The organism is Paenibacillus sp. FSL M7-0420 (assembly GCF_038002345.1).
GTDB lineage: Bacteria > Bacillota > Bacilli > Paenibacillales > Paenibacillaceae > Paenibacillus_AQ.
This window is the reverse complement of record NZ_JBBOCJ010000001.1, coordinates 3,174,983-3,189,274: the sequence shown is the minus strand read 5'-3', so window position 1 is coordinate 3,189,274 and position 14,292 is coordinate 3,174,983. Positions and strand designations below refer to the sequence as shown.

The 14,292-nt window shown below is 51.3% G+C and carries 16 protein-coding genes; 8 read left to right on the top strand and 8 right to left on the bottom strand.

What is annotated here, in order from left to right:
- Window positions 1–118: 118 nt before the first annotated feature.
- Window positions 119–724, bottom strand: a complete 606-nt coding sequence (locus tag MKX51_RS13480) for a pentapeptide repeat-containing protein (protein WP_340941098.1) — start codon at window positions 722–724, stop codon at window positions 119–121.
- Between the two features lie 248 nt (window positions 725–972).
- On the opposite strand from MKX51_RS13480, the gene MKX51_RS13475 reads away from it, so the two are divergent.
- The gene (locus MKX51_RS13475) at window positions 973–1,248 is read left to right on the top strand and encodes a PilZ domain-containing protein (protein ID WP_235218399.1); all 276 of its coding nucleotides are present in this window, start codon (window positions 973–975) and stop codon (window positions 1,246–1,248) included.
- A gap of 81 nt (window positions 1,249–1,329) precedes the next feature.
- Here MKX51_RS13475 and MKX51_RS13470 read toward each other — a convergent pair whose 3' ends face one another.
- From MKX51_RS13470 to MKX51_RS13450, 5 genes are read right to left on the bottom strand one after another with little or no spacing between them, the layout of a single operon-like run.
- The gene (locus tag MKX51_RS13470; RefSeq protein WP_340992716.1) at window positions 1,330–2,064 is read right to left on the bottom strand and encodes a hypothetical protein; all 735 of its coding nucleotides are present in this window, start codon (window positions 2,062–2,064) and stop codon (window positions 1,330–1,332) included.
- Window positions 2,058–2,759 (bottom strand): ABC transporter ATP-binding protein, encoded by a 702-nt coding sequence (locus MKX51_RS13465; protein WP_340992714.1) that lies wholly within the window; start codon window positions 2,757–2,759, stop codon window positions 2,058–2,060. Before MKX51_RS13465 ends, MKX51_RS13470 begins: the two co-directional genes overlap by 7 nt.
- A gap of 5 nt (window positions 2,760–2,764) precedes the next feature.
- Entirely contained in the window at window positions 2,765–3,148 is a 384-nt protein-coding gene (locus MKX51_RS13460) for a GntR family transcriptional regulator (RefSeq protein WP_340941101.1), read from the bottom strand.
- Window positions 3,148–3,894 carry an ABC transporter permease gene (locus tag MKX51_RS13455; protein WP_340992713.1) on the bottom strand — a complete coding sequence of 249 codons (747 nt, stop codon included), beginning with the start codon at window positions 3,892–3,894 and terminating at the stop codon, window positions 3,148–3,150. The genes MKX51_RS13460 and MKX51_RS13455 overlap by 1 nt, the downstream gene beginning before the upstream one ends.
- Window positions 3,887–4,861 (bottom strand): ABC transporter ATP-binding protein, encoded by a 975-nt coding sequence (locus MKX51_RS13450; RefSeq protein WP_340992712.1) that lies wholly within the window; start codon window positions 4,859–4,861, stop codon window positions 3,887–3,889. The genes MKX51_RS13455 and MKX51_RS13450 overlap by 8 nt, the downstream gene beginning before the upstream one ends.
- Before the next feature lie 286 nt (window positions 4,862–5,147).
- On the opposite strand from MKX51_RS13450, the gene MKX51_RS13445 reads away from it, so the two are divergent.
- The 3 genes from MKX51_RS13445 to MKX51_RS13435 all read left to right on the top strand — a co-directional run bounded on the left by MKX51_RS13445 (window position 5,148) and on the right by MKX51_RS13435 (window position 6,837).
- On the top strand, window positions 5,148–5,519 hold the full coding sequence (locus MKX51_RS13445; RefSeq protein ID WP_340941105.1) for a hypothetical protein: 372 nt from the start codon (window positions 5,148–5,150) through the stop codon (window positions 5,517–5,519).
- A 348-nt stretch (window positions 5,520–5,867) separates the two neighbouring features.
- On the top strand, window positions 5,868–6,536 hold the full coding sequence (locus MKX51_RS13440; protein WP_340992711.1) for a hypothetical protein: 669 nt from the start codon (window positions 5,868–5,870) through the stop codon (window positions 6,534–6,536).
- A gap of 76 nt (window positions 6,537–6,612) precedes the next feature.
- A complete protein-coding gene (locus MKX51_RS13435; protein WP_340992710.1) occupies window positions 6,613–6,837 on the top strand; it encodes a hypothetical protein in 225 nt (74 codons plus the stop codon).
- On the opposite strand, the gene MKX51_RS13430 is transcribed toward MKX51_RS13435, so the two are convergent.
- Window positions 6,830–7,765 (bottom strand): phosphotransferase, encoded by a 936-nt coding sequence (locus tag MKX51_RS13430; protein ID WP_340992709.1) that lies wholly within the window; start codon window positions 7,763–7,765, stop codon window positions 6,830–6,832. The two genes, MKX51_RS13435 and MKX51_RS13430, sit on opposite strands and share 8 nt — an antisense overlap.
- 175 nt (window positions 7,766–7,940) lie before the next feature.
- Between MKX51_RS13430 and MKX51_RS13425 the strand changes: the two genes are divergently transcribed.
- Complete coding sequence (locus MKX51_RS13425) at window positions 7,941–8,852, top strand: sulfurtransferase (protein WP_340992708.1); 912 nt, start codon at window positions 7,941–7,943, stop codon at window positions 8,850–8,852.
- A 217-nt stretch (window positions 8,853–9,069) separates the two neighbouring features.
- Window positions 9,070–9,516, top strand: coding sequence for an OsmC family protein (locus MKX51_RS13420; RefSeq protein ID WP_340941110.1), 447 nt, complete (start codon window positions 9,070–9,072; stop codon window positions 9,514–9,516).
- 180 nt (window positions 9,517–9,696) lie between these two features.
- Here MKX51_RS13420 and MKX51_RS13415 read toward each other — a convergent pair whose 3' ends face one another.
- Window positions 9,697–10,611, bottom strand: a complete 915-nt coding sequence (locus tag MKX51_RS13415) for a hypothetical protein (RefSeq protein WP_340992707.1) — start codon at window positions 10,609–10,611, stop codon at window positions 9,697–9,699.
- 232 nt (window positions 10,612–10,843) lie between these two features.
- Here MKX51_RS13415 and MKX51_RS13410 point away from each other — a divergent pair, with 232 nt between their 5' ends.
- Together MKX51_RS13410 and MKX51_RS13405 are read left to right on the top strand one after the other, a co-directional pair.
- Window positions 10,844–12,337 (top strand): 4-hydroxyphenylacetate 3-hydroxylase family protein, encoded by a 1,494-nt coding sequence (locus tag MKX51_RS13410; RefSeq protein WP_340992706.1) that lies wholly within the window; start codon window positions 10,844–10,846, stop codon window positions 12,335–12,337.
- A 201-nt stretch (window positions 12,338–12,538) separates the two neighbouring features.
- Window positions 12,539–14,185 carry a helix-turn-helix domain-containing protein gene (locus tag MKX51_RS13405; RefSeq protein WP_340992705.1) on the top strand — a complete coding sequence of 549 codons (1,647 nt, stop codon included), beginning with the start codon at window positions 12,539–12,541 and terminating at the stop codon, window positions 14,183–14,185.
- Window positions 14,186–14,292: the final 107 nt, after the last annotated feature.

Sequence of the window (14,292 nt, the reverse complement as noted above, 5' to 3'; positions counted from 1 at the left end):
CCGACCACTGAAGATATCTTGCGGCAACATGTCGAAATGGGTCGATATTTCTTTATCGGAAGAGTCCGGCAGAAATATAATACAGCTTTCCGGCACACCGCCGTTTTTTCTTGAGTCGTTACCCTACCTTCGCTCCCATGGAACGGGCCAGTAGCACAGCCTGCTCCACATCCAGCCGCACTCCTTTGAGATCCAGACTCTTCAGGTCAATCCCCTCCAGCTTGGCGTCACGCAGATCGGCCCCTGTAAGCTTGCACTGCGCAAGCTGCACCCGGCTTAAATCCGCCCCGCGCAGATCCGCCTTTTGCAAATCGCAGCCCTGCATGTCTGCCTCGGTGAACCGGATGCCCCGCAGATCCTGCCTGCTGAGATTCAGATGGCGCAGATTCGTATAGGCCCAGTCCCCTCCGCTCAGTGTAATACCGTCCATATAGGCATTGGCGAAATCCGATCCGACCATCTTGCAGTTCTCGAACTTCGCCACGAACAGATTGGCTCCGGTGAACTTGCAGTTGGTGAACGCGCCATCCGTGTGCAGCGAAGCATTCAGCAGGGCACCGGTGAAATCGCAATCGACAAACCGGCAGCCAGTGGAGGTCATCTCTTCCATAGAAGCTCCCCGAAAGGAGCAGCGCTCAAAGGTGCAGCCGTTTATTTCTCCATCCTGCAATGCTGCGTAATCAAAATTATGCTCATTAAAGGTTTCATTATGGTATTGATACATAGTTTAAGCACCTCTTTATCTGGGTATTGGAGCAAAGGTATGGTATAACAGATACTATATTATTCTTTAAATATACTACTTTAGGAGATTGTCCAAGTGTAGCCGTTTCGATATAATAGCAAATAAAATAGCGGAGGTAAATGATGGATGACTCCAGCAGAAAAGAACCATTCCGATATGTAATGAACCAGCCCATCGATTGCTGGCTTGAAATTCCCGCCAGTAATTCGGGACCGGGAGCGGGAAAATTGACTGAAGGTATTCTGCTTGACCTTAGCCGCTCCGGCTGTAAGGTCCGCACGTCGCTGAACCTCCGCTTCACCGCAGGGGATACGAAGCTGATTATTCATTTTCAGCTGGCGGAAGAGAAGCTGCAGTATGAAGGCAGTGTCCGCTGGGGCTGGATGTTCGGCCTGGGGCAATACCAGTACGGGGTAAGGCTGGACCTGCAGGAAGACGAGGAAGAACAGCTGCTGCGGGAGCTGGAGCTCTGGACCAGCGGAAGAAGCGCGCAAGGCTTATAGCTATTCCTCGCCTTATTGATGCACACAAACGCAAGCAAGGCTGATTAGGAGCCTTGCTTGCGTGAAATAGGAACGTATCTTTTACACTTCGATTCTTCTCCTCACCAGCGTAACCATTCCATAGACCATCAGGCAGACCACCGCCACTTCAAACAGCAGCGCCCCTTGATTGAATGGAAGATACTGTATAGTGAAATCACTACCGGACTGGAGTCTTCCAGGGTAAATCTCGAAGTTAAAGGCATTATCCAGACCGCTGAAATAGCTGTCGAAGAGAAACTTCTCCAGATAACCAAATACATTCTCCAGTGTGACCAGAAGGGCTACGCCAATCCAGATTCTCCCCTTCATACGCAGACTAAAGGCTACTGTAAAGGAAAACATCACCATCACCATTAGAAATAAGGATGACCAGACCGATTGCAGCAATGCGCGGAGGCCAGCCGTCAGCAGATTACCGGGCAGGAAATCCATCGTGTACAGCAGCTCGTAGATCCCCAGATGGGCCAGACCGAGGAGGATCACCACCCCAATCAGCAGCAGCGCCAACAGCATGGGAGACAGGACCGTCTGCAGTGCAGTAACCGGCAGAAGCCGCCGCTGATAGGATTTAAGATTACGGAAATATCCGGTGACCGCTATAAATATCATCGAAATGGCCAGTATGCAGTATACAGCCAGGTTCAGGGAGGCCAGGTTTACGTCTATCTTTGCACTGGAGATCCACAGCCCGGTCTGCGCGAGTAACGCAATTACAATGAAGACGAGAATGCGTTCCTTTCTGCGTTTAAGATCATATTTCAATAGCTTCAGCATTCGGCAAACACCTCTCTGAACAGCTCATCTACACTCTTCCCATGCTCTTGTCTAAGCTCCTCCACCGGACGATGCAGTACAACCTCCCCCTCCTTCAGGAAAATCACCTCATCAAAGATCCGTTCGATATCCGTCACCAGATGGGTAGAGAGCAGAATGCTGCTGTCCTCTTCATAGAACTCCATCAGCGCATTCAAAATCTTAGTTCTGGCCACCGGATCAACGCCTCCAATCGGCTCATCCAGCAGATATAATCTGGCCCGGCGGGAGAGCGCTAATGTCAGCTGCAGGCGTTCGTTCATTCCTTTGGATAACGTCCGCACCTTATCCGCTGTACGCAGATTCATGAAATCCAGCATCCGCAGCGCCTTGGCCTGATCGAAATCCGGGTAGAAATCCTGCTGGAATCTCAGCGCATCCCCGATATTCATCCATGACTCCGTTACCGGCACATCCGGCATGAAGGAGACGAGCTTCTTACTCTCTACGCCCACGGGCACCCCGAGGACTGAGATCCGGCCCGATCCGGGCCAGGCGAGTCCGGCGATCAGCTTCATGAGCGTGCTTTTGCCGCTGCCGTTGCTTCCCAGAAGGCCGGTGATGGTGCCGCTGCCCAGCTTGAAGGAGACTTGGTTCAGCGCCTGTCTGGGGCCAAACTGTTTGCTTACATTCTGAATGTCAACTATATCGTCCACTCTTCTTACTCCCCCTGTTCTTGGTCCCGCTGGTGAATGTTCTCTGCCACTGCAGTTAGTATATCTTCGCCCTGGAAGCCAAGCTCCTGCATTCCGCGGATAAAACGGTCCAGCACCTCCTGTGCCATCTCCTTCTTGATGGTCAGAATCGTCTCTTCGCTTCCGGTCACATATCTGCCCATACCGCGGCGGGTCTCCACGATGGTCTCACGCTCCAGTTCCTGAAATGTTCTTTGCACGGTATTCGGGTTAATCTGCAGTTCAGCGGCCAATTCACGGACAGAAGGAATCTTATCTCCAGGCTTCAGCTTGCCGGTGATAATCTCTCCCTTGATGTAATTCATGATCTGGAGATAAATCGGCTGGTTATTATCGAATTCGATCACCATCAAGCAACATCCCTGCGTCTGAAGACGGCGAAGCCTGCAAGCAGGAACAGCGCCATGTAGATGCACAGCAGGATAATGGAGAAGCTCAGTGTCATTCCCTGCATCGGTGCCCCGCCATCCTGATAGGCTGCAAGATTAAGATTAGGGAACAACACATATTTGTAGAAATCACGGGAAATAACCAGCTTATCAATCGTGGTGGCGAAGATGGTCGCCCCGATCGTTACGCCCGTTGATTTCGTCAGAATCCCCAGCATGAACCCGATCGTAGCGTAGACGGTGCAGTAGACAGTTGAATACAGCAGCGAAGTAAGGATCTCACTGATTCCCGCTTCCCCTCCGCTGAGTCCGAAGAAGACCGCTCCTGAGAGAAAAAGCCCCACCGTCGCAACTACCTGCATGCTAAGTGTATAGAGCAGTACAGTTGCATATTTGGAAGCCAGAATCGCCGTGCGGCTGCGGGCACGGATCAGCAGAAATTTGATCGTTCCCTGGCTGTATTCCCTGGATACAATTCCCGCCGTCCCGACGATGATCAGGATGGCCAGAAGCTGGCCAATGCCTCTGGGCTGAAGGGAATCCGCTGTAAAATCCGCCGCTGAAGCATACATATCTGCGGCAAATGTACGAGTCATATAGCCCACTGCCAGCGACAGCACCAGCAGGATGACATAAGGAATGATATTGCTGCGTTTCTTCGATATTTTGAGCCATTCATTCAGCACAAGCAGATTAAATTTACGCAATGCGGTTGCCCCCTGTCCATTTCAGGAAATCCTCTTCCAGACTTTGTCTATTCTCAGTAATCCGGTATATGCCGACCTTGGCTTCGCTAAGTGCCGCCACCAGCTCCGGTACGGCTCCATCCGGCAGCTGCACATGCAGCTCGGAATGGGCTTCATCCGCTCCAGTGACTTTGACGCCCTGCAGGGCTCCGGCCACAGTCCGTGCAGCTTCAATCTTGTCTACCCGGATGGCAAGCGCTACCTCACTCTGCGCCTCTGGCACTTCCGTAAGCTGTGTCACCGTTACAAGCTTGCCGTTCTGAATGACCACCGCGCGGTGGCAGATCTGTTCAATCTCGGCCAGCATATGACTGGAGATTAGAATGGCAATGCCCTCTACCTCTGCTATTCTCCGCATATAGTCGCGCATCTCCCGGATGCCGGCGGGGTCCAGCCCGTTGGTCGGCTCATCCAGAATGAGCAGCTTCGGCGAGTGGAGCAAGGCCTGAGCAATCCCCAGACGCTGGCGCATACCGAGTGAGTAGGCCCGAACCTTCTTGTTCATCGCCTCCTGCAGTCCCACCAGCTCCACGACCTCCTTAATCCGAGATGCCCCGGCTCCGTCACTCATACGTAAATATTGCAGCAGGTTATCGTACCCGCTCATATGCGGATAGAACTCGGGATTCTCAATAATCGCCCCGATCTGTGAGATCGCCTGCTTGAAATCCTTGCGGATGCTGTGCCCGTGAATCAGAACATCCCCTCCGCTCATGCGGATCAGTCCGGTCATCATCCGGATGGTGGTCGTTTTGCCGGCGCCGTTCGGTCCCAGCAGCCCGACGATCTCTCCCTTCTGAATCTTGAAGCTTAGGTTATCTACAATGGCCTTACCTTTAATCACTTTACTGACACCCTGCATTTCCAGGACGGTCTGTTCTTGCGCCGGGCCAGACGGCCCCTGAGCCTTAAGAGCGGTTGAATTCATGACAGCCTCCTTGTGAAGATAGGTATGGGTGGAATAGCAATTCCACAGGTTGTTGCTGAGCTGAAACAGGTGTATGCTCATCGTTGTATTGGTGTGTTAGTTAAATAGTACACTAGTGGTTTTGGTTTGTAAAGCAGGTTTGTGAAAAATTTCCTGAAGCACTATGTAAACAGGCTATCCGTGCAGGGGTTCTAACCATACCAACCGCTATCAGCATACATAGAATAGTATTGCAGGTGGCAGTATCATGCTGCTTTTGCCAAAACCGCTTCAAGGAGGAATACACATGAACAAAGAGGTTCATATCTCGCAGACTTATCCTAGACTCACAGTGTATAGTGAAGAAAACTTCCGGGGAAGAAGCAGAATCTACAGAGGCAATCTCGGCATCCGCGATACGGACAATATTCTGGATGGAATCGAAAGTCTCCGCTTCTTCTCCACCAGCAGCAATGCTACACTCGTTCTGTTCAGCAGAACCCGCTTCAGAGGCAGCTTCCGCGTGCTTCGCGGCAACCACAGCATCCGTGATCTGGATGACTTCATTTCCGGCAATGACGTAGAATCAATCATCTCTACCAACCAGAGACTGACGCTGGACCAGATCCGCCGTATCCGCAGCAGCGGGGATCTTCCTGCAGGCTACCGCTTAATCTAACAGAATACGCACGCTGAACAGGGCACCCTCCGGTATCGCCCAGCCGGAGTGTGCCCTGTTGTGTTCAATAGATTAGAATACGGGTAATCATGGAAAAACTATTATTAAAGACTCACTTAAGATTAGAACTCAAAGCTTGGTCGTCGCTGCGGTGAACATTTGGACTTCCGGCCGCTGTTGTGTTTGAATTTTCCTGATTAAAACCACTGTTAGCGGTAGAAATTCAAACACAAAGGCGGTCGCTACCGCTCCTACAGTTCCAAATTTCCCCTCCGCTTCTTTTTGCTTTTTGTTAATTTCTTTAGTGTGTCTTAAATAGTTAAGAACTATATCAAGGAGAAGATCAAATTGCGACTATCTAAATTTTCCAGTACAAAAGTGAACCCGGGCGCGCCAGACCCTTCCCGCTCCCGGCCGGTGAAGAATACCGCACAGCAGCATCTCAAGCCGTTTTTCCAAAAGTATTTCTGGCTCCTGGCTGTAGGGGCTCTTGCCTTATACACACTGGCGTTTGCTGACCGCTATTATGTCACAGCCTTGGGACTTGGGGTGCAGCAGGGGCTGATTACGGCCAAAACCGTGCAAGCTGCGGTGCTGTGGCTCACTGGCTTCCTGTTAACCTTGAAGCTGTACGACATTACGGTCAGAGCCAAAGATAAATTCAAAGGCGGCTACCGTTTCTTCTATTACTTCAGCTTCTTGAATTGGCCCGCTGCCGTCCTGCTGCTGCTTACCCTGGTCTTCCAGGCTCCACAGCAGTCAGCCGATCTGTTGCAGTATTGGACAAGCAGCCGCTTCACCGAGAAGCCTGTCCAGATTACCAACACCTACAAAAGCTGTGGGCCCAACAGCAGCTGCACGCTCGTCGTAGACACCTCGAACCAGGGAAGATTCCGTGTAAACGGCTATATGAATAGCCTTATTTTGGCTTACGAGCCGCACATAACCGCCCTCCGCTATCTCCCGGCCTCCCGCAGAATTATTAATATCCGTACAGCGGAGGGCTGGCTGGAGTGAAGGCTTAAGGCCGCACAATCGCGCCAGAAGGTGTATTATGGTAAATATGGCATTCCACGAGGAGGACCAACAGAATATGAAGCCACTGGATATCCATCCAACAGCGTTGTACGAGCAGGTTCAGTCTAACATTGGCAGCTTTCAGGTCTTGGCAAACTACAGGCTGAATAGTGTGAGAACCGGGGTCTGGAAGCTGCAATCCGATCAGGACTCTAAATGTTATTACTTAAAAACGTACAGCCGCAAACTTGCCTTTGCTGCTGGTCCTGGTGCCTACACTTGCAGCTTCCCGCCTACATAGCAGCTACCTCTGCCGCCAGCTCCCTCACCTGCTGCTGCAGGACATTCACCTCATCGGTCCCTTCCCAGTAGCGGGTGACAAAATGCAGAAATACGTCTATCTTGCGCAGGAGCATAAGCACTGGAATAGCCGCCAGTTCTTCGGGAGTCAGTGTAACTTTGCTGTTATAACCCCTCCAGAAATCACGGATGATCCGCTCCGAGTCCTCATGACTGAGCAAGGCCGACAGGATTACAGCAGCATCCATAACCCGTACATCCCGGGTGCAGAATTCAAAATCCAGCAGCGCCGTCACCCGGGCCGTATCCGCTTCATCCACCAGCAGGTTGGAAGCATTCAGATCGCCGTGCACCAGCTGATGCGGCAGGCTCTGAAGCTGTTCCAGAGAGTCAGCCACATTGTCGTAAGCATCCACTAATAGGGTAAGCTCCGGCAGCAGCTCCTTCAGAGACTCGGGCGGGTCCGTTACCAGACCATGCAGCGCTTCAGGGGTGCATAGCGGATAGGAGGTCCGCAGCTCGTAGTACGGACGGTATACGGACGGGATGCCCGTATCGATCTCACCCAGTGCAGCGGACAAGATGCCTGCCGCTTCTCCGAAGGACTCATAGTAATCCGCAGCTTGCCCGGACGGGGATTCCCCTTCGATGTAAGCAAACAAGCAAGCGAATTTCCCGCTCTCTTCGAGCTGAACCAAGGTCTCTCCACTGGCCGTACGAATCGGAAGAGGTGTGCTGAACGGCAGACCCGCACCGGCCAGCTTCAGGAGAACAGTATGTTCGAATTCTATTTTGTTCCTGTCCTTATGGGTGTCGTAGATACGCAGCACCGCGCGGCGCTTCCCGCTCTCCACGAAGTAAGTGGTGTTATTCCAGCCCCCGCTCCGTTTACGCAAGGTTCCCTTCCATTCAGGCCAGACCTGACTCACGATGGCTTCCGTAGGCTTATGCCCCTTTCCGAAATAGGTTATGTATCCAGCCATTGTAGAATCAGATCGGGGCAGTGTCAAATGGTTAGATTGACGGAGCGGTTATGCGGGGATGCAATAATCAGCTATAATATACTCCATATCATACTTGAACCTTGTAAAGGATGGGATGCATGTGGACTCTACCGTAACCAAACGCTGGCTGCTCGCCAGACTCTATGATCCTGAACAGACTATTGTAGACTGCCGGTTCACCTTGGGCAAGCCTCAGGAGGGCAAAGAACGTTATAATAAAGAGCATATTCCAGGCGCGGTCTATCTCGATTTGGAACTCGACCTGTCTGCTCCTGTTAGTGAGCATGGCGGCCGGCACCCCCTTCCTGACACGCAAGTGCTGGCATCCCGCCTGTCTAAGCTCGGCATCGGCAACGGTTCACGGATTGTCGCTTATGATGATGAGAACGGCATGAACGCCGCCCGACTGTGGTGGCTGCTGCGCTACCTCGGGCATGAGCAGGTCTTCATTCTGGAGGGCGGCTTCAGCCAGTGGAAAGAGGGCAATTATCCGGTGACGGATCATCAGCCGGTTCGCGTGCCCAGTTCGTTCGTAGCCAATGTTCAGCCGCAGATGGTGGCGGGCGTTGGTGAGGTGAGGGAGATTTCGGAGCAAACGGTAGGTGCTGGAACGATTGCAAAAGCTGAGGTCCAGACGAATGATGGCACAGGTGTATCATCCTCACCTAGCGCTCTTCCCGTTCTGATCGACTCCCGCGCGAATGACCGCTACCGCGGGCTGAACGAGACCTTGGACAAAAAGGCCGGACATATTCCGGGCGCCCTGAACTACTTCTGGAAAGATACGCAGAATGCAGACGGCAGCTTCAAGAACGCGGAGCAACTTGAGGAGCATTTTGACGGACTCGACAAAGACCGCGAGATCATCGTCTACTGCGGCTCAGGTGTTACAGCCTGCCCGAATATACTGGCGCTGGAGAAGGCGGGATACACGAAGGTGCGGCTGTATGCGGGGAGCTGGAGTGACTGGATCAGCTATGAAGATAACCCGGTGGCGGCAGGAGACGAGTAAGAGCCGATTGACTGCATCGGACTCGAATTTTGGGGCTGTGACAGGTTGCCGGGAGGCAGGCTGCCCACGGCCCTTTTTTGGCATTTTCGCGCACGCGGTTCCTGAGTTCGACAAGTTAGTAATTTAAGGATTGACAGTGTGCTGCATTCAAATTAAAATAATCACATCGGATTAGTGTGATTTAATATTAACTAAACTACAAAAGGAGACTTAAAAAATGGCCGCTCTCCAAACCTTTAAAGCATCTGCGCATTTGCAAGACGGAGTCCAAGTGAAAGTAGCCTCCCGAAGCTTTGAGTTTATTATCGATGAGCCCAAAAGCTTGGGCGGAACCGATACCGGAATGAATCCGGTCGAAGCTTTGCTGGCCTCGCTGGGAGCATGTCAGTCTATCGTGGCCAGAGTGTATGCGCCTAAATTCGGCGTGAACCTCAAGGATTTCTTCGTGGAAGTAGAAGGCGATCTTGACCTGGATGGCTTTTTCAACAGGTCGGAGGTACGTCCGGGCTATTCTGACATTCGGTATACATTCCGAATCAAAACAGATTCGCCCAAAGAACAGGTTGAAGAATTTGTACGGTTCCTGGAAAGCAAATGCCCAGTTGGAGATACCCTTGCATATCCGGTTAATCTCAAACTGGACAGCATAATTATCGAAAGCTAAGCGACCGATAAGAACCGAGGAGCCGCGTCGGACGCGGGTTTGGGGGCTGGGAAAGGTTAGGAGGAAGTGACCTTTCCCAGCCCTCTTTGGGCTTTCCTGTCAACAACTTGCAAACGTTCCGGGTTAGCAGCCCCACTCCCCTCCGTCAGGTCTACCTATGACCGGTCCGACTACCTTCTACTACAGTTTGGTCAGCACATGCGCACTCACAAAGTAATCCCTGTCTTCGTATTCATCATGGACGAACTCCCACAGCAGCGAAAACCTTAATTCAACTTTATACAACCGCATAATTTGCGGATGAACGTGGACAAATGCTCCCGGCAGGCATAAGCCTTGTTGCGCCATCTCCGGCAGATGCCCGTAAATCAGGTCCAAGTTTTCACGGAGATTTCCTCCCGTCAGTTCCAGAGTCTTCACAGTAGCCGGGCTGGTATAGCCGGTTGCTGATATGCGCTGCAGCAGCAGAGTATCGGTTAAATGGACAATCACCCCGTCCGGTGCCAGGAGGCCCAGCAAAGATTGAAAGATGTTGATATGAATCCGTTCAAGCAGCCGATCCAGCTGAGCGCTGAATTCCGGTTTATGGGCAACCTTGTTTTTCTTCCGGTAAAAAAAGGCGGAAATGAGCTGCGTCGTGAAGCATAAATTCATGACCACGTCAAAAGGAGGATGCAACGGCGAAAAATCCACCTTGGGCAGCAAATCGTCAACCTTTGCTTTCAAGTCATCCGGTGAAGACACTTCCGTTCCTACTCCGGTCAGATCAATGATTGCCCGTTCGTATTTTTCCGGGTGTGCCGACTTGGCCAGAAAGCGGTCCAGCGCTTTTTCATCGATATCGACGATCGTGATCCGTTCAAATATAGACTCGATATACGAAATGGGCACATCGTTTCCGTTCCCGGCCCCGAGCAGTAAAATATGCCCGCGCCCGCAGCGGTTATGTTCCAGCGTTCGCTCCAGAACTTGCTGAATCTGAGCCCGGTAGCCCGCCCAGTGCTGCCAATCATGCTGGGTCGAGACATTTCGGAGGGTGTTGGCTTTGCGGAATTTGACGTAAGGAACATTGACTTTTCTCATAAATGGATTCATAGCGTGGTTCACCTTTTCTATCTGGAATGGAGCATTAACGTAATTATATCTTTTTTGGAGCAGGCGGTAAAAGAATGCTATACAACATATTCGGGCTCACTGAAATTGCAGATGGATTAGGGCTCTCTCACACGATCTACGGACAATGTACAAAGCAGATCATGGTTACGTATAATAACAGCAATATCACGGCTTTTTTTAGTGAAAGCTGTCTTTTAAAGAGGTGAACCGTGTGCCTATTAAAACAGGTAGCCAATACATCGAACGTATCGACCGGCAAAATATCAATATCTTTTACAAAGGAACACGGATCGAAGGCCCTTTATCCAAGCATCCCGCATTTCAAGGTCTCATACAAACCCAAGCCGAAATGTACAACATGCAGTGTGATGAGCGTTATTTAGCACAGATGACCTACCCTTCACCCGCTACAGGAGAGCCTGTTGGTCTATCTTTTCTTCCACCCAAGAATGCTGAAGATTTACAGCGCCGCAGAAAAATGATTGAACTCTGGTCCAGCTGCCATCATGGATTTTTAGGACGTTCGCCGGATTATATGAATACAGCCCTCATGTCTCTGTTTACAGCGGCCGATATCCTTGAGGAGCTAAATCCGAAATATGCTGAGAACCTCAGGAAGTACTATGCTTACTGCCGGGATCAAGACATTACCTTATCCCATGCCTTCATCCAGCCTCAAGCAAGCAAAATATCCGGCCAGCATGATGCTACAGAGGATTCTATCGCTGCTAAAGTCGTTGAAATCAATGATGAAGGGATGATTGTAACCGGTGCTTTTATGATGGCAACACAAGGGGCAACCTGCGATGAAATGCTTGTATTCCCGACCCCTTCCCCCTCGTTTGTGGATGATGATAATCCGTTCGCGTTTGCCTTTGCAGTACCTAATGATCTGCACGGGATGACTTTTTTTTGCCGTGAAAGCTACGCAGCCTCATCTGCCTACGATCATCCGCTAAGCTCAAGATATGAAGAAATGGATACACTAGTCATATTTGACCGCGTTCTTATCCCTCATGACCGTGTATTTTATTACGGAGATGAAATGTACTGTTCCCGATTATTCGGCGAGAGTCACTTCCATACGCATCTGGCCCATCAAATCATCACCCGCTATATTGCAAAAACAGAGTTCTTTCTCGGGTTGCTGGAATCTTTGGCAGAAGAACAAAACATTATCCCTGAGCCCCATACTATTCAGCCTATTTCCAGAACGATAACCTATTTAGAGACCTTCAAAGCCTTGAGACTTGCTTCTGAAATAAGGGCCTCCCCAGACAAATTCGGATATCTCGTTCCAGACAAAGGTCCACTTTTGGCTTCGTCCGTTCACTTTTCGGAGTTTTATCCAGAACTGATTGAAATGGTTCAAAATCTCAGTTCAAGCGGTCTCATCATGATCCTCTCGGAGTCCGACTTCGATACAAGCGCTGGTGCGTACCTCAGCCAGTATTTGAAGGGTACGGCTTCGGAGGCGCGGTTCCGAAACGCTCTATTCCGGCTTGCTTGGGAACTGGGAGCGGGTGCATTCGGGGGGCGACAAATCCAGTTTGAGCGGTTATTTTTTGGCAGCTCCCACACACTGGCCTGGCGCATGTACAACAGCTATGATAATCACGAATCCTTCCGTCATATCATTCACGAGTTCATTGCACCAGAAGAAAGTTCACCTGATTTAACAACGGATGGAGTTTCTAATGACTGAAAATGACTGAATTAATTATGCGGGGAATCCTGTGACTTCAAGGCACTCTTCTCATTATTCTGAGGAGAGTGTCTATTCCTGCAGCTTCGGCACCTGCTCGATCAGGGTGTCTACGCCTCTCCAAAATAGGATGTGCCCATCAAGTGAGATATAATACATGTTATGAATTGAAGCTGCGTATAGCGAACGGGGGTGCAAAGAATGAACAGTAAGGATGGAATCCCGCCTGCGGGAGCCTTCGGACAGCTTGATCAGATGTGGTTCAGGCTTCGGAGCAGCGAGCAGAACAGCAGTCTCACGGGAGGGTGTTCACTCCGACTGCAATTCCTTGAATCGCATCTGCTCCTGATTCCAGTTTCGGGCCGGGGCTGGATCACTGTGGACGGCAAGTATGGCGAACTCAGAGCGGGAGCTGCCTTTGTCTGCCTGCCGGGGCAATTAATCGAAGCCTGCCTGGACAGTTCGGGCGAACCGAATATATTCATTCTGCGGTTCGATGTATTTAGCCAGCGGAATCTGCCTGTACAACCGGGCCGGACAAGCTCAACGGAGCCCCTGCTCCCCTTCCCCCTGGAAGGAGAAACAGCGATGTCTTCAACAGTTACATACAGCAAACACTGCGAGGCTATCACCGCTTCCCTTGGCAGTACTGACCCCTTACAGCAGCTGCTTGCCCAGAGCAGATTCTATGAGCTGCTGTTCAGTCTGCTCAGCGATGCCAGGCAGCTGCAGCCTAGCGATACCGATACGATTATGGAACGCGCCAAGACCTATATAGAGCAGCATTACCGTGAAGAGCTATCCATCGGTCTGCTTGCTGCTGAAGCAGGCACCAGCGTCAGGCATTTCATCCGGCTGTTCAAACAGACCTATGGTCTCAGCGCGATCGAGTACCTGACCGAATACCGGATCAGACAAGCAAGAAGTCTTATGCTGCCGCATTCGAATTATGAATTGAAGGATATCGCCGCTTATGTCGGTTACAAGGACGTTCCTTATTTCCGGCGCAAATTCAAGCAAATTACCGGTGTAGCTCCCGCGACCTTCATGCGGAATGCCAAGCTGAAGATCGTTGCCTACCACGGCAGCCTGATTGGGACGTTGCTTACCCTGAATATTATTCCCTGCGCCGCACCGGCTGACCATCCCTGGACAGAATATTACCGCCGTAAATATGAGACAGATGCGGCGCTGCCGCTTGCCCTAGATGACGCTATCCGCATCCATCAGCTTGCTTCCCTACGCCCTGATTATATTCTGGGGCTGGAACCATCGGTCAGCCGGAGGATGCTACCGCAGCTTCAGGCGATCGCCCCCACGTTCTTTGTGTCTACGCTCCAAACGGATTGGCGCACGCAATTACACTTCATTGGAGAATGCGTGGGCAGAGCACCGGAAGCAGCCGCTTGGCTGAACAACTATGAGCGTAAGGCCAAGAGCATCCGGGCGCAATTAGGTCAAGGTTCAGCCATGGGCAAGCTGCTCCTTGCCCGCATATCCGGGCAGTCCATCACTGTGTTGTCTACCCGAAGCTTAGCTGAGGTGTTCTATGATGATCTGAATTTCATTCCGGCGTCCGTTGTGGACCGTAGACTGAGCAATCAGACATTAACCCCGGAGGAGCTGTGGTCGTCAGATGCGGACAAGCTGCTGTTCATAGTGGATGAGGATGCAGCTTCGCAGGCCGTATGGTCTGCGTTCCGGGACAGAGAGTCCTTGCTGCCCCCTGATCCCGCAGGGTTTTCACGAATCGAATACCTCCCTCCCTACCCTTGGACAGAGTATAACTCGTTCACCCAGGAGCTGGTTCTTGACTCCGCGCTGGCACTCTGGCGTAATCAGACATGAAATATTGGCGTGATTGTCAATAGTCGAATCCTTCAGATTGTTTTATACTCCTAACAGTGATATTGATTCTCACTCTCAGGTGGGAAGACAGGTATTGATACTCAGGA

What these genes read in the sequence shown, in the direction of transcription:
- MKX51_RS13480 (WP_340941098.1), bottom strand. Translation starts at nt 724, where the DNA reads ATGTATCAATACCATAATGAAACCTTTAATGAGCATAATTTTGATTAC.
- MKX51_RS13470 (WP_340992716.1), bottom strand. Translation starts at nt 2,064, where the DNA reads ATGCTGAAGCTATTGAAATATGATCTTAAACGCAGAAAGGAACGCATT.
- MKX51_RS13460 (WP_340941101.1), bottom strand. Translation starts at nt 3,148, where the DNA reads ATGGTGATCGAATTCGATAATAACCAGCCGATTTATCTCCAGATCATG.
- MKX51_RS13450 (WP_340992712.1), bottom strand. Translation starts at nt 4,861, where the DNA reads ATGAATTCAACCGCTCTTAAGGCTCAGGGGCCGTCTGGCCCGGCGCAA.
- MKX51_RS13445 (WP_340941105.1), top strand. Translation starts at nt 5,148, where the DNA reads ATGAACAAAGAGGTTCATATCTCGCAGACTTATCCTAGACTCACAGTG.
- MKX51_RS13435 (WP_340992710.1), top strand. Translation starts at nt 6,613, where the DNA reads ATGAAGCCACTGGATATCCATCCAACAGCGTTGTACGAGCAGGTTCAG.
- MKX51_RS13420 (WP_340941110.1), top strand. Translation starts at nt 9,070, where the DNA reads ATGGCCGCTCTCCAAACCTTTAAAGCATCTGCGCATTTGCAAGACGGA.
- MKX51_RS13415 (WP_340992707.1), bottom strand. Translation starts at nt 10,611, where the DNA reads ATGAATCCATTTATGAGAAAAGTCAATGTTCCTTACGTCAAATTCCGC.
- MKX51_RS13405 (WP_340992705.1), top strand. Translation starts at nt 12,539, where the DNA reads ATGAACAGTAAGGATGGAATCCCGCCTGCGGGAGCCTTCGGACAGCTT.